This is a genomic window from Paenibacillus pabuli (assembly GCF_039831995.1).
Taxonomy (GTDB): Bacteria; Bacillota; Bacilli; order Paenibacillales; family Paenibacillaceae; genus Paenibacillus; species Paenibacillus pabuli_C.
Window position 1 is genome coordinate 2,813,890 of record NZ_JBDOIO010000003.1, and the last position, 13,743, is coordinate 2,827,632.

13 protein-coding genes are annotated in these 13,743 nt (G+C 42.9%); 5 read left to right on the top strand and 8 right to left on the bottom strand.

Annotated elements, in window-relative coordinates; genetic code table 11:
- Window positions 1-26: 26 nt before the first annotated feature.
- The gene (locus ABGV42_RS14910; protein WP_347382327.1) at window positions 27-410 is read right to left on the bottom strand and encodes a helix-turn-helix domain-containing protein; all 384 of its coding nucleotides are present in this window, start codon (window positions 408-410) and stop codon (window positions 27-29) included.
- A gap of 142 nt (window positions 411-552) precedes the next feature.
- Here ABGV42_RS14910 and ABGV42_RS14915 point away from each other — a divergent pair, with 142 nt between their 5' ends.
- Complete coding sequence (locus ABGV42_RS14915) at window positions 553-1,548, top strand: DGQHR domain-containing protein (RefSeq protein ID WP_347382328.1); 996 nt, start codon at window positions 553-555, stop codon at window positions 1,546-1,548.
- Between the two features lie 71 nt (window positions 1,549-1,619).
- Here ABGV42_RS14915 and ABGV42_RS14920 read toward each other — a convergent pair whose 3' ends face one another.
- Window positions 1,620-1,730 carry an IS3 family transposase gene (locus tag ABGV42_RS14920; protein ID WP_431523620.1) on the bottom strand — a complete coding sequence of 37 codons (111 nt, stop codon included), beginning with the start codon at window positions 1,728-1,730 and terminating at the stop codon, window positions 1,620-1,622.
- A gap of 430 nt (window positions 1,731-2,160) precedes the next feature.
- On the opposite strand from ABGV42_RS14920, the gene ABGV42_RS14925 reads away from it, so the two are divergent.
- The 3 genes from ABGV42_RS14925 (at window position 2,161) to ligD (ending at window position 4,620) form a co-directional block, all read left to right on the top strand.
- Window positions 2,161-3,111, top strand: coding sequence for a DNA ligase (locus ABGV42_RS14925; protein ID WP_347382329.1), 951 nt, complete (start codon window positions 2,161-2,163; stop codon window positions 3,109-3,111).
- Window positions 3,112-3,314: 203 nt separating this feature from the next.
- Window positions 3,315-3,680 (top strand): hypothetical protein, encoded by a 366-nt coding sequence (locus ABGV42_RS14930; protein ID WP_347382330.1) that lies wholly within the window; start codon window positions 3,315-3,317, stop codon window positions 3,678-3,680.
- 49 nt (window positions 3,681-3,729) lie between these two features.
- Window positions 3,730-4,620 (top strand): non-homologous end-joining DNA ligase, encoded by an 891-nt coding sequence (ligD, locus tag ABGV42_RS14935; protein WP_347382331.1) that lies wholly within the window; start codon window positions 3,730-3,732, stop codon window positions 4,618-4,620.
- Between the two features lie 70 nt (window positions 4,621-4,690).
- Here ligD and ABGV42_RS14940 read toward each other — a convergent pair whose 3' ends face one another.
- Complete coding sequence (locus tag ABGV42_RS14940) at window positions 4,691-5,599, bottom strand: YitT family protein (protein WP_347382332.1); 909 nt, start codon at window positions 5,597-5,599, stop codon at window positions 4,691-4,693.
- Between the two features lie 345 nt (window positions 5,600-5,944).
- Window positions 5,945-7,384 carry a cardiolipin synthase gene (gene cls, locus ABGV42_RS14945; RefSeq protein ID WP_347382333.1) on the bottom strand — a complete coding sequence of 480 codons (1,440 nt, stop codon included), beginning with the start codon at window positions 7,382-7,384 and terminating at the stop codon, window positions 5,945-5,947.
- Window positions 7,385-7,751: 367 nt separating this feature from the next.
- On the opposite strand from cls, the gene ABGV42_RS14950 reads away from it, so the two are divergent.
- The gene (locus ABGV42_RS14950) at window positions 7,752-9,101 is read left to right on the top strand and encodes a hemolysin family protein (RefSeq protein WP_347382334.1); all 1,350 of its coding nucleotides are present in this window, start codon (window positions 7,752-7,754) and stop codon (window positions 9,099-9,101) included.
- A gap of 112 nt (window positions 9,102-9,213) precedes the next feature.
- Here ABGV42_RS14950 and ABGV42_RS14955 read toward each other — a convergent pair whose 3' ends face one another.
- The 4 genes from ABGV42_RS14955 to ABGV42_RS14970 all read right to left on the bottom strand — a co-directional run bounded on the left by ABGV42_RS14955 (window position 9,214) and on the right by ABGV42_RS14970 (window position 13,651).
- The gene (locus ABGV42_RS14955; protein ID WP_347382335.1) at window positions 9,214-10,803 is read right to left on the bottom strand and encodes an alpha/beta hydrolase family protein; all 1,590 of its coding nucleotides are present in this window, start codon (window positions 10,801-10,803) and stop codon (window positions 9,214-9,216) included.
- Between the two features lie 51 nt (window positions 10,804-10,854).
- On the bottom strand, window positions 10,855-11,688 hold the full coding sequence (locus ABGV42_RS14960; protein ID WP_347382336.1) for a DUF1648 domain-containing protein: 834 nt from the start codon (window positions 11,686-11,688) through the stop codon (window positions 10,855-10,857).
- A gap of 290 nt (window positions 11,689-11,978) precedes the next feature.
- On the bottom strand, window positions 11,979-12,374 hold the full coding sequence (locus ABGV42_RS14965) for a GntR family transcriptional regulator (protein ID WP_347382337.1): 396 nt from the start codon (window positions 12,372-12,374) through the stop codon (window positions 11,979-11,981).
- A 203-nt stretch (window positions 12,375-12,577) separates the two neighbouring features.
- Complete coding sequence (locus tag ABGV42_RS14970) at window positions 12,578-13,651, bottom strand: AI-2E family transporter (RefSeq protein WP_347382338.1); 1,074 nt, start codon at window positions 13,649-13,651, stop codon at window positions 12,578-12,580.
- Between the last annotated feature and the right edge of the window lie 92 nt (window positions 13,652-13,743).

A 13,743-nucleotide genomic window follows, 5' to 3' on the forward strand; every position in this document is an offset into this window, starting at 1 on the left:
TAACCTACCAAAAATGTTGATGGAGGTTATTTTTTCTCGTTTTCAGTTTTAACATGAAAATCAATTGTTGCTAGAACATCATTCGCCAAATTTTGAATCATCTCAATATCTCGAATAGGCCTTTTGGATAGGAGTTCACTCAAGTTTAATAAGACCGACTCTTTCGCTTTCTCATTTTCAGAAAAATAATTATCATTGTAACCTCTGAAGAATTCGCCAGGAGAAACTTCAAGAGCTTCTAGAATACGTTCTAAGGTGTCTAACGAAATATTTCTTTCACCTCGTTCTATGCCTCCAATATAAGGCTGAGGCAGACCAACCTTCTCACCCAACTGTTCTTGAGTATAGTTCTTGCTTTTTCGAATAATTCTTACTTGTTCTCCTACGTATTCAGTAATTCGAATTCCCAAAGCAACCACCTCTCTTAACAGATTAGGTAAGTTGCTTTATGTATTACAGATACTCATGTTATATATTACTATTTGAAAATATATAAATTCAGGACTATATTATGCTATAACAACTTTGAGATACAGGAAAGGTGAATATATTATGAATAACTTGCCTACGACGATTGTTATTGAGAATGTCCTTCAATACAAAATGCGTGGTAAAGTTGCCTACCAGAGTTACTTAACTGCTTCAACTGCCATAAACGTAACCTATGTCAAGCGTTATGATGATCCATCTGGAAAAGGATACCAGAGACCGGTAGACAAAAAAAGAAGTACCGATTTTGCAATTTATTTATCTAAAGGTGAAGATGCTTTGTTTTCACCTATTTTATTAAATGCTGCAGGGAATTGGGAATTCTCGTCTTACGATAACTTGCGAACAAATTACGGAAGGCTAGTATGCAGAGGAAAAGCATCACTTATGGATGGTCAGCATCGTCTTGGTGGTATTGAACGATATATTAAAGAAACAAATACCGAGATAAATGTTCCATTTCTCGCTTTCCATTACCTCGATGAAGACGAAGAAATACATTTTTTTGATACCATTAATACGAAAGCTAAAGGTATTGGCACTTCTTTAAGCAAGTACTTACGACGTAAAGACGATGAATATAGCTGGATCGCAACTGAGCTAGTAATACGCCCTGAAAGCCCTTTTCACAACATTGGGAGTATCATCGGTAAACGTACTCGAGGTAGACACGTTACACTTCAAAATCTTTATAGAACACTTAAACACTTGTTCAAAGAACAACAATTTTCAGGTATGACGAGTGAAGAGAAATATCAAGTAGCTTTAAATTATTATCGATATATCAAGGATATTTTCGCAAAGGAATGGATGAATTATGGGGATTATCGCATAACACATATTGTTTGTTTGGATGCTCTTTCAATTGCTGGAGCAAAAGTTCTAACCAAATGCGTTAATGATCGTGGAAGAATGAATTATGATTTGATGCATAAGTACGTGAACAGACTTACATCTTTGAACTGGTCTTCGGAAGGACCTTTAAAATATATAAAAGGCGTGAGTGGATCAAAATCTTTAGCAATAGATCTAATCGATCTAATGTTACCTTCTTCCTAACTTGAAATATAGAAGGACCATCCCACTGATGAACTGCCCCGTTAAATAGACAGTACAAATATAAAAGATGGTTAAGCGGCCTTGGTCCTGAATTCATGGGGACTGAGGCCGCTTAGTTTTGCCTGTGACCGTTCGTAATTGTAAAAGTGTATGTAGATCAATGTCTTTTCAAAACTCTTCAAAGGCCCACTAGGACTCTCTGTATCCTGCTGCGGCTTAGAGCCTACGTCTTATTCCTCTTGCTTCGGGTTTACAGATTAGATGCCTCGCAGCTTCATCAGACGATATACTCGTCGCGTTGATGACGATCGATACCAATGCTTCCGCTACATCTTTTCACACTTTAGGAGCATAACCTCTGTAAGTTTCGCATTCAATCTCCCTGGTACTCTGTTTCGCTTCAACCATGTGTAGTAACTGGGCCACGGGATTCCTTCAAATATCACACAAAAGCTGAACGGGCAAGATTCCTCTTTTCGAACAGCCAGAATAGCCAGTAGAGGTTCTTCTGACTAATACGACTAACTTCTTTTGTTTCATAACAATGCACAAACTAAAATTTCTGAAAATGGAAATAATGAAATTTAAGAATATAAGGAGGCGGGATAAGTTATGGAACTAGATCCGGTCATTCCATTTGAACCAACCAGGATGCAGAACCCTCCATCAGGAGCCAATTGGGTAGCCCAAGTAAAATGGGATGGGGTAAGAATTTTACACTATTGTGATGGAAATGAATCTCGATTATTCAATCGAAGATTGAATGAACGTACAGTGCAGTATCCTGAGTTACTTGACACTAACTCCTTCTGTAAAGCTGATTCTGTCATTCTTGATGGAGAGGTCATTGCCTTTGACAACACTAGGCCTTCCTTTCATGAAGTTATGAAAAGGGATCGTTTGAAACAAAAACAAAGTATAAGGCATTCCTTAAACATAACACCTGTGACATATATGATCTTTGACATCTTGTTTTACAACGGCACCTGGGTTACTGATAAATCATTAGAATATAGACAACAACTGCTTGATGAAATTATCGTACCCAGAAATAATATACAAATTGCACAAAACTTCAGCGATGGACCAGCTCTTTTTAATCTTATGGGTCAATATCAAATGGAGGGTGTAGTTTATAAAGACATCTCCAGTAAATACAGAATAAATGGTAAAGATGATCGATGGAGAAAACATAAGATTGTAAATGATTTATTTGCAGTGGTAGGTGGGGTAACACGAACTAATCACATTGTTAATTCACTTTTATTAGGTCTGTATACCGATAAAGATGACTTTATTTATATCGGTAGTGCAGGTACAGGGAAATTAACGCGTCATGATTGGGCATTCCTCACTGAACAGACGAATAAGATTGTTTCAACAAAATGTCCATTTTCAAATGATCCAGAGAAATCCAAAGATGTTTTTTGGGTGAAGCCAGAGCTAACCGTGAAGGTAGAGTATCTTGAGTTTACTCCAGGGGGTTCAATGAGACACCCAAGTATTCAAACTATTATTGATGTTGATAAAAATGAATGCACAATAAATCAGATACACAAGTAAATGAGTGTACATAATTCATGCCTTTATGTACAACGCATTATTTATGTACATGTATTTATTAATCCTTGTTACCCTCATAAAACAAGAAAAGATATAAATTTACACGATTAATGTCCATAACTTTTATGTAGATACGTCAGTAAGACCTTACAAGTACCTATGCCATCAACGGCAAGGATCAGCGCTGGCAGAAAGTTAAAATTATGCATGATCTCTACGCCATGATTGGCGGGGTCACCTATCGGAGCGGCATCGTTAACGCCATTGCTGTTGGAGTATATGATGGGCCTCATTTTGTCTATATTGGTCATGTCGGCACCGGCAAGCTGAACTCAGCCACCTGGCGTAAGCTAACCGAGCAAGTTGAACCTTTGATTCAAGAGGAGAGGCCGTTCCATAACGTGCCCGAACGAAGCTCAGAAACGACGTGGATCAAGCCCCAAATCGGAGTCAAAGTGCAATACATGGAACTGACCCAGCATCGCACCCTGCGTCACCCGAGCATACAAGCATTCGCGGAAGTGTCCCGTGAAGACTGTCTTGCCAGCCAACTCACCATCAAGGTGTAGTGGTCACGTTATATTTCATTTCGTTATCTCATGAGAAGGAGGTGCTCCTATGCCACGTACGATCAAAGGCACCATTACCATAGAGGGCACAGAGCTTACCGTAACTAATCCGGACAAACTGCTGTGGCCTGAGGCAGGGGTAACCAAAGCCATCTACTTGCAGAAGCTGGCCGCTATTGCACCATTTCTGCTGACGTACACCAGAAATCGGCTCCTGACAACCATCCGATATCCGCATGGTGCGGGCGGTGAATTTTTTTATCAAAAAAATGCTCCTGAACCCCTTCCCGATTTTGTGCGTACGGAAATCCACGAAGGTATCCGCTATGTGGTTATGGACGGTCTCCCGGAGTTGCTGTGGCTTGGCAACCTTGCCGCCCTGGAGTTCCACCCCTCTTTACATGCCGTAGGCAGCCATCTGCCTTGTGAGTGGATGATTGACTTGGACCCCTCTCTCGAAGAGGAGCCACGCATTATGCAGGCTGCTTTGATAGTAGGGGAAACGCTGACTTCCCTCGGCCTCCGGTCTGTACCCAAAACCTCCGGTGCTACGGGGATACAGATCATCGTTCCCATCCGTCAGGGCGTCACTTTTGATGAACTGCGGGATATTGGTCATTTTGTGGGCAAATATGTCACACAGAAGCATCCTGACCTGTTTACACTGGAGCGGCTCAAAAAAGACCGCGGAGACCGCATTTATTTTGATTACCTGCAGCATTATGGCGGCAAAACCCTCGCAGCTCCTTACACACCTCGAGCCAAACCCGGAGGTACCGTATCTACTCCGCTCACTTGGGATGAAGTTCGGAACAATGTGTCGGTTAAGGATTATCATCTGATGAATATCGTGGAACGGCTCCAGCAGGTAGGCGATCTCATTGCCACTGTTGAGCCGCAACCCGTTGAGCTGATCACACAGCACCTGAAAAAGAAATAGCCGGCTACCCTCAAACCAAGGGTCCCGGCTATTTCTTTGTTTGAAGCATTTTTATATCGGATAAAACTCGCTAATGGATACCTTTTTTCTTAAAACGTCCGCCCTTCACGTCATGAATGTTACCGATCGCCACAAAGGCTTGCGGGTCCCAATCTTCCACGATAGACTTCAGCTTCGCTTCTTCCAGACGAGTGATGACCACAAAGATAATCTTCTTCTCATCCCCGCTGAATCCGCCTTCCCCATCCAGGAAAGTAACCCCGCGACCGAGACGGTCTGTCAGGGCTGAACCGATATCCCGGTATTTCTCGCTGATGATCCATACCGATTTGGACTGATCGAGACCTTCGTTAACGATATCAATCATCTTCATGGCAATATAGTAGGCGATCATCGAATACAGGGCATTTGGCCAACCAAATACAAATCCAGCGCCTGCGAAAATAAACACGTTAATGAACAGAACAATCTGTCCCACAGACAGTGGCGACTTCTCACTCAGCAGGATGGCCACGATCTCCGTACCATCAAGCGATCCCCCGGACCGGATAACGAGACCCACACCGACCCCCAGGATCAATCCGCCGAAAACAGCTCCGAGCAGCGGTTCACCCGGTGTCAAGGCAGGAACACGGTGCAATAATGAAGTTCCGATGGACATGACCACAATGCCGAGCAATGTGGACAGTGCGAACGTTTTACCAATTTGTTTGTAACCCAAAATCAGAAACGGCAAGTTGAGCAAGGTTAGGAAAATCCCCAGCGGCAGATGCGTAAGCTCTGACACCATAATCGAGATCCCCGTGATTCCTCCATCAATTACGCCATTGGGCACGAGAAATATTTCAAGTGATACAGCCATCAGTGCTGCACCGATCAGAATCATCACAATACGTTGCAGGAGCTTCAGCGTAAATACCGAGCTTTTTACATTCCGATCCGGCTTCGATGTTATTTCTTTAACCGTTACATTGGACATGGTATCCCCCCCGTTTGATTGATATGTGAATCAATTTCATAAAGCATTTAAATACCGAACGGGGAACCTACATATAGTAGAAAACGATCTTGCTTAACTCTATACGTACCCTTCCTATAAGTAACTAAAGGCAATATGAAATGGATTCAAATATGTCTTAATTCCGGTTTACACTTCGAAAAGAGAGCAAAAGGGAGCCTGTTTCCCGCAGACTCCCCTCCTTCGCCAAGACATGATTTATATATTTATTATATCATAAAAGATCAAATTTGAGCAAAATAGTTAGCAAAAAGAAGATAAATTCAAAAAAAGTGAATTTATCTTCAGAAATCGAACCTAAAACGGCTAAAGCAGCGGAGAAAGCATGCGAGAAAGTATTTCCGCCCCTTTTTGCACTCGTGAACGCTCCTGGAATGCCTTCAGGTCGATCTTGCTGGACACCTTCAAATCCCGCTCGAAATCCCCGACCAATCGATCCATGGAGGAGGACTCAAACAGAACGGCAGTCAGTTCGAAGTTGCAGAAAAAACTGCGCATATCCATGTTGGCTGTCCCCACGGTGGCAAGCAATTCATCTACAATCATGACCTTGGCGTGTATGAACCCTTTTCGGTATTGATAAAACTCCACCCCTGCCCGGAGCAGTTCCTCCACGTATGAGAGGGAAGCCAGATGTACGAGACGGGAATCAGACTGATACGGAATGATGATTTTTACGTCCACTCCGCTGACGGCTGCGGTCTTAAGCGCTTCGTACAGGGCTGGATCTGGGATAAAATAAGGGCTTGCGATATAAATGCGGTCACAGGCAACCGAGATGGCCCCAAAACACATTTCCTGAATCGCATCCCACTCCTGATCGGGACCACTGGCCAAAATCTGGATTTTTTCGTTTCCGCTGCATATATGAGGCGGAAACAGTTCCTTCAGCTGTGCTTCGGTAATCTGCTCGCCGGAAGCAAGCTTCCAGTCATTAAGAAACGTATTTTGCAGAAAATAAACGGCGTCACCTTCCAGCTGCATATGTGTATCTCGCCAGAACCCCATTTTCGGGTCTTTTCCAAGGTAATCGTCCCCCACATTAATACCACCTACGAATCCAACCTTTCCATCCACGACGATAATTTTCCGATGATTCCGGTAATTGACCCTCCGATCGATGGTGGCAATCAGCGGAGGAAGGAAGTAATGGAATTCCACCCCGGCATCCTGGAGCTTTCGGATGAAGCCCAAGCTCATTTTATGGCTGCCAAGGCCGTCACAGATGAAGCGGACTCTCACACCCTCACGTGCCTTGCGAATCATGACTTCCTGGAACTTGGTACTGATTGCATCATCACGAAAAATGTAAAACTCCACATGCAAATGATGCTTCGCCTTCTCCATTTCCCTCAACATGGCCGGGAAGGCCTCTTTCCCGTTCGTTAACACTCTGCTTCGGTTGCAGCCCGTGATAGGGCTCTCCGACAGGTGGGACAGCAGATTAAACAGCCGCTGCTGATGTATAAAGCGATTGTCCGGCATTTCGGCAGCTTCCTTCACAATATGAGCCTGCTCCCATATCGTTTCCTTAATCTCCCTGAAAATTCTGGATCCGGCTTTCCGCACTTTTTTTCGCTTGTTGAAGTCTTGTGCCACGAAGTAATACACGATAAAACCAATTGGAGGCACACAAAACAAAATAAACAGCCAGGCCACCGCTTTGGACGGATTTCTGAACTCCAATATGATAATGGTGGCTGCCTGGAAAATAAAAACGAGTAAAATAATGACCAGCCAAAACATCCGGCTTCCCCCTTGATGACAATCTTGCCTTTCTCTCTCACTTCACCAGCTTTGACGATAAAGCATATAGCTAATCATAGATACCCAATGTTGGACCTATTCGTAACGTCCGCATAGATAAAACTTTACATACGCAAACTAACCTTAAGGTTTCCAGCCCGCCTGCTTCTTCTGAAATGGCTGTCTATTCTGACTGTGTTTGCATCTACATATTCTTCATCAAGTCTGAGAAACCGCATCACACCGCCATTTTGAGCATTTCACCTTCCATAGTCTTCCTCTTTTGCTCCGCAGGAGGTGGTCTTCTGGCGTTAAATTCGATATAATATTCGTTAAAAACTTATTACCTAAAGGAGAAGAGCAGTGAATGGAAAGTGAGAGGTATGCGTTAAATTTAGTAATGGTTGCATTTTTGATAGGACTTTCGGCTTTTTTTGTTGCAGTGGAGTTCGCTCTGGTACGGGTTCGTCCGAGCCGGATCGACCAAATGATTGCAGAGGGGAACAAGCGTGCGCTGGCTGTTAAACAGGCCGTTGCCAATCTGGATGGCTATTTGTCCGCCTGCCAGCTTGGAATCACGATCACCTCTCTGGGACTGGGCTGGCTGGGTGAACCAACGGTAGAGAAGATTCTCCACCCTGTGTTCGAAAGCATGCAAATTCCTGAGGCGGTGTCTTCGTTCTTATCGTTTGTTATTGCGTTTGCTTCCATCACGTATCTGCATGTTGTGGTTGGTGAACTTGCTCCAAAAACGATTGCAATCCGCAAAGCCGAGACTGTCGCACTACTGACGTCTACACCTATCATCTGGTTTAACCGAATTATGTATCCTTTTATCTGGCTGTTAAACGGCTCAGCGAACCAACTGGTGAAACTGTTCGGGATCAAACCTGCTTCCGAGCATGAAGCAGCGCACTCTGAAGAAGAGTTGCAGATCATTATCAATGAAAGTTTTGAAAGTGGTAAAATCAACCAAGCCGAGTTCGGTTATGTAAGCCGAATCTTTGCTTTTGATGAGATGTTAGCCAAAGAAATCATGGTTCCCCGGACCGATATGGTCTGCCTTTATGTGAATAGATCGAACGAGGAAAATCTGGATATTATCCGACAAGAACAATACACCCGTTTTCCGGTTGTAAATGAGAGCAAAGACGATATTATCGGTATCATCAATACCAAACAATTTTTCCTGGAGTTATACGGAAACGACGAACCTGTCGATCTGTCTTCCCTGATTCAGCCGGTATCGGCTGTTCACGAAACGACTCCAGTTAAGGATCTGCTCAAGAAAATGCAGAAGGATGGCGTTCATATCGCCGTGCTGGTCGATGAATACGGCGGCACATCAGGGATCGTAACAATTGAAGATGTGCTTGAACAGATTGTCGGGGAAATTCGTGACGAATTCGATGCGGACGAAGTCGAAGATATCCAGATCATCAATGAAAACTATGTCATTATGGATGGCAAGGTATCCCTGTCGAAGGTAAACGACATGTTTATGTCTAACCTCGATGCCGATGAATGGGATACCATTGGTGGATGGCTCTACAGCCATCGACCGGAAATGAACGAGCAGGATGAGTATGAATTTGAAAACCTGACGTTTGTACTTCTGGAAAAAGACAAAAACCGTTTCTACAAGGTGGCTGTTGTACCTAAAGAACCACTTGTCATGTCTGAATATGCAGAAGATGAATCCGAAAAGAAATCGTAATCGTCACAGTTAAACACCTGTGGTTATAATAGCAATATCAAAGAGCACTTGCCAACATTGGTAAGTGCTCTTCTTATTATTTCCCGCTCAATTTGTCACATCCCTTATGTTATCACTCAATGTTTAATACCCACTGCGCAATATCATCGATGATGGCTTTGGAGACATTAGATGGCTCAGCGTACTCTCGACCAATCGAAAGTCCATCATAGCTGGATAACAGATGATTTACCTTTGGATAGCTATTGTACGTTACATTGGAATGACCTTGAAGAGCCTTTTTCCAGTTTTGAAATTGATTCATAGACACTTGCACATCATTTTCGCCTTGTAGAATAAGCATGGGGGTATTTTGTGTTTTAGCCAGTTCCCCAGGCACATAATCTCTCTGCTCAAACCACCAATAAACAGGTTGAAGTGGAAACGCCTCAGGAAGATGATCTACAGAATATTTAGGATCTTTCACTATCGCAGCAACATTTTTATAAAAATCAGCTTGTTCTTTCATGATCTCCGTGTCTAAACCAAGCTGCTTCATCCGATCTACCAATTCCTCCTGCTGCTCGGTAAGTACATCCACAAAGCTACTGCTTGGTGCAGCAAGTAGGATGCTTCCTGCAATATCATGTTGTTTATCCTCAGCAATGATTAACGGTATTGCAAACCCGCCTTGACTATGTCCAGCTACAAAAATCGCTGTAGAATCAATATGTGCATTCTTTTTAAGTAATTCTACTGCATCGGTTACCTGATCTACGCTTTCTTGTTTTAAGGTGAATTTAGGCTGTGAAGCCACCTTATAGGTATGCTCATATGTGACCTTATCGTATCTTAATACAGCAACTCCTTGTGAAGCTAAACCTACCGCTAGATCGCGAAATGGCTTTGCCCCACCAATGGCAGCATCTTGATTGCTAGCCCCTGAACCGTGTACCAGAATGACAACCGGGAAAGGTCCCTCTCCCTTGGGCAAAGTTAATGTCCCTGGTAAAGCTAGATCACCCCGACCAACCGTAATGTCTTGTTCTGTATAGGCAGATGCGTCGTCGTAACTTGGTTTTTGATAAACATCTGGAGTAGCGGCAGCAATATACAAGTCATCCACAAGTCCGTCATCATTCATTCTGACTGTAATATTTACACTAGTAAGCGCTGTCTTAAAAGTATAGGTGACATTACGATGCACTGAGTTATTTTCTACGTGTTTAGCTATGGCTTTACTTGTAATTTTGCCATTTTGTCCTTCTAATGCCGCCCACAGCTGACTCAACAACGCGGGTGACAACACCCCACTCACAGAAGTATGAACATACTTTGCTGCTTCCTTGCCGTCACCCTCACTTATAAGTGAAATAAATATATCCTCAGGTGCTGCTTTCAGTGCCTCGGTAATAAATCCCACATCCATAAAGGTAACTCCTTTAGTTAACTGAACAGGATTGTCTAAGCGGATGACTTGCCCATTCACCATCGCCTGTTTCTCCCCTACCTTAACTACAATCGTAAGCTCATATTTACTTATTGTGATTTGTCCTGTTTTTTGTTGCCAAGATACCTCTGCCCCATGCTTCTCTGCAATCTCGCGAATAGGAACTAGATTTTCCCTACCAGCGGGTTCTTCAGCAGCTGCTGAGATGGATGTCACTGGCAGGATGAGACATGCAGAAATAAGAGAAAGTAATAGCTTTTTCCAATGGTTCATCGTAATAATTCCTCCTAAATATTTATATTAAATGCATAGATGAATAATCATTTATTGGCTCAGGACTATGCTTATAACCACAATTGCAATGATGAATAAGAACAGGACCCAGGATAATGGGCGAGCGAAGTTAATAGTCCAGCCTATGCCATATCGTTTTTCTACGGTTAGAGAAGGATCATTGGGATTGTAGTAAATAAAACCGAGCTTCCAATAATTATCGTCATTCACAGGCTGCTCCTTAGAGCGTTCGCGATCCTCTCGATGATTACGAATTTTCCCACCGCCTTGTCTGCCTGTGAGAGACAGCCATACAGCGCCTAACACGATCAGCACAGGGATGATGAAGCTAATACCTGTTAACAAGACCAGATTAGGGACGAACATATTCATCTGAATGAAGGCAAATAAAATGGTAAGAAGCAACCCTGTTATGATCGTAAATAGGGACCACTTACGGCGGAATCGGATATGATCAGCAGTAAATTGGGCAGGATTAGATGGTGTAAGCTGTTGTTTGCTTGTTTTAATACTCCAGTTCACCAGCATCATAAGTGCAATTATTCCTAGCTGTACAAGGTTAATAGCCAGTACCGAAAGGTAGGTTTTGGGCACACTGGAAGTGACATTGCCCTGAAGATCATATTTCATTGGAATGACGTTAGGCAGGGCCTTATAATTCAAGATCGAAATGATCGCAATGGCTACAATAATAGCAATATGAATGAGAAACCAATAGTTGGAATAGGTGAGTTTGTTTTGGCGGAAGGTGGTATCGATTTTAACCCTTTGAGGCGCTTCTACAGTTGTAAGTGTTCCCTTTATCTTTTTCATCTTGAAATGAAATAACATGTTTAGTACTGCCCAGTACACAATGAATATCATTGTGCAAACACCGGTGATCATTGCGGTAGACTCTTCATTAGCAGATCGGAGTAAATACAGGCAGACAAGTATAACCATCCCGTTTCCGATCAGACTTACTGTAGCAAACCTTCTCCGTAGCTTACATAAGATTGGTGTGTAGTAATTATATTCACTTACCGTAACCCCAAAGCTAATGGTTTCCCTTGTTAGATAAGGTGTAAAGGATAGGAGTAAGGCTAATGGAGCAAAGATTAAAATGATAGGTAATATACTAAATAGTTGCATACATAACACACTCCTCGATTCTTTTATTCCTTGTTGTGACCCATCTTTACATCATCATACATTTGGTCTAATACCGCAGACAGTTCCTCTTTGGTCATTCCGCGACATATCGCTTCGGCAATAATCGGTCTTAATTCTGTTTGCTGCTTTTTCAAAAAATCATCCGTTAGACCAGGCATTCCATCAGGGTTTACTACAACACCCTTTTGTCTGTGAATTAGTATGTATCCATCTTGCTTGAGTAAGGTATAAGCCTTGTTGACCGTATGAAGGTTAACACCAATATCTGCTGCCAAATTCCGAACCGAAGGTAGCGCCTCACCTAGCTGTAGCTCACCACTAGCAATGCCTTCGATAATTTGATAAACAAGTTGCGAATAGATGGGAAGTTCGGATTGCATATCCAGTTGAATAATCAAGTGTACACCTTCTTTTTATTATATGTTATATATCAAGTATAACAGATATAACATAAGTGGGCAATACATATGGAAACAAAGCCGCATATCAATGGTGAGGGCAGGCTTACCTGACCCTTCACCATTGATATGCGGCTTATCCTCATGAGCTTTTCTTATGTGATTCAAGGGCAAACATTAGCGTGTTGTATTTCACAATCCATTCAAAGTTCAGTCTTATCTTCGACAATCCGATAATGGATTCTGCGAACTATAATTTTCAGGATCATATATAGCGGAATAACGATGATCATACCCAAGATGTTCCACAGATCGGCACCCACGAGCAACAGAATAACGGTTGTCAGCGGATGGATATCCAACTGCTTGCCATATACATAAGGAGATATCAGATTATCCTGGATCTGCTGTGCCACGACGATAATAATCAGTGACCAAATGGCCATCGATGGAGATTCAATAAAGGCCACAATCACGACAGGTATCGCTGCCAGGATCGCACCCACATAAGGAATAAAGTTCAAGATGATGGATGCAGCCGTCAGCAACAGCGCATAAGGCAAACCAAGGATGAGAAAACCAATGTACATGAGGATCCCTAGCGCGACGTTGACAATAACCCGCCCTACAATAAAATTGCTCAGCGCTTCATCAATTTCGTGAACGGTCTCTTCTCCGTCCTTCCGGTATCGTCGCGGCAGAAGCAAGGTGAGATTGGTACCAAACTTGCTGCCTTCCTTCAGCATGTAATACAGCATAATCGGAAACGTGGCCAAAATAATGACCAGATTGGATACAACCGAGAACAAGCCTGACAAATAATCGGATACCTGTGTAATTCCCTGTGTCAGAAAGTCGGAAAATCTAGAAACAATATCCGAATCCTCCGGCAAGTATTTGGACAGGAACCCGTTTCTCTCCAGTTCATTTAGCTGTGTGCTAAGAGAGGAGATCAAAGCAGGCGTATTTTCAATAAAGTTCCACAGTTGCTCCCGGAGTGACGGCCATATGAGCACGCTGAACCCGGCAATCAGCAGGGCAATCACAACATAAATAATTAGAACAGATAGGGCCCTTTTCAACCGATGTCGTTCCATGAAATCAACGAGCGGCCGAAGCAAATAATAGAAAAAGCCCGCGATTAACAGCGGAATAATAATGATATGTATGAGTGATGTTAACGGGCGGAAAATAAAATTAACCTTATCCCCCAAATACACAATGAGCAGCAGCAAAATAATGGCTGTGCAAATTCGGTAGAACTTGTTATTTATCAAGAAATTGATCCCTCCATACACTGCTCTGCCAGCACTAGGCTATAATCTGGTGCACCTTCTTCAGTCACCTGATTATATGTACCCTTAAATGC

What these genes read in the sequence shown, in the direction of transcription:
- cls (WP_347382333.1), bottom strand. Translation starts at nt 7,384, where the DNA reads ATGTTTTGGCTGGTCATTATTTTACTCGTTTTTATTTTCCAGGCAGCC.
- ABGV42_RS14950 (WP_347382334.1), top strand. Translation starts at nt 7,752, where the DNA reads ATGGAAAGTGAGAGGTATGCGTTAAATTTAGTAATGGTTGCATTTTTG.
- ABGV42_RS14955 (WP_347382335.1), bottom strand. Translation starts at nt 10,803, where the DNA reads ATGAACCATTGGAAAAAGCTATTACTTTCTCTTATTTCTGCATGTCTC.
- ligD (WP_347382331.1), top strand. Translation starts at nt 3,730, where the DNA reads ATGCCACGTACGATCAAAGGCACCATTACCATAGAGGGCACAGAGCTT.
- ABGV42_RS14960 (WP_347382336.1), bottom strand. Translation starts at nt 11,688, where the DNA reads ATGATATTCATTGTGTACTGGGCAGTACTAAACATGTTATTTCATTTC.
- ABGV42_RS14940 (WP_347382332.1), bottom strand. Translation starts at nt 5,599, where the DNA reads ATGTCCAATGTAACGGTTAAAGAAATAACATCGAAGCCGGATCGGAAT.
- ABGV42_RS14930 (WP_347382330.1), top strand. Translation starts at nt 3,315, where the DNA reads ATGCATGATCTCTACGCCATGATTGGCGGGGTCACCTATCGGAGCGGC.
- ABGV42_RS14925 (WP_347382329.1), top strand. Translation starts at nt 2,161, where the DNA reads ATGGAACTAGATCCGGTCATTCCATTTGAACCAACCAGGATGCAGAAC.
- ABGV42_RS14915 (WP_347382328.1), top strand. Translation starts at nt 553, where the DNA reads ATGAATAACTTGCCTACGACGATTGTTATTGAGAATGTCCTTCAATAC.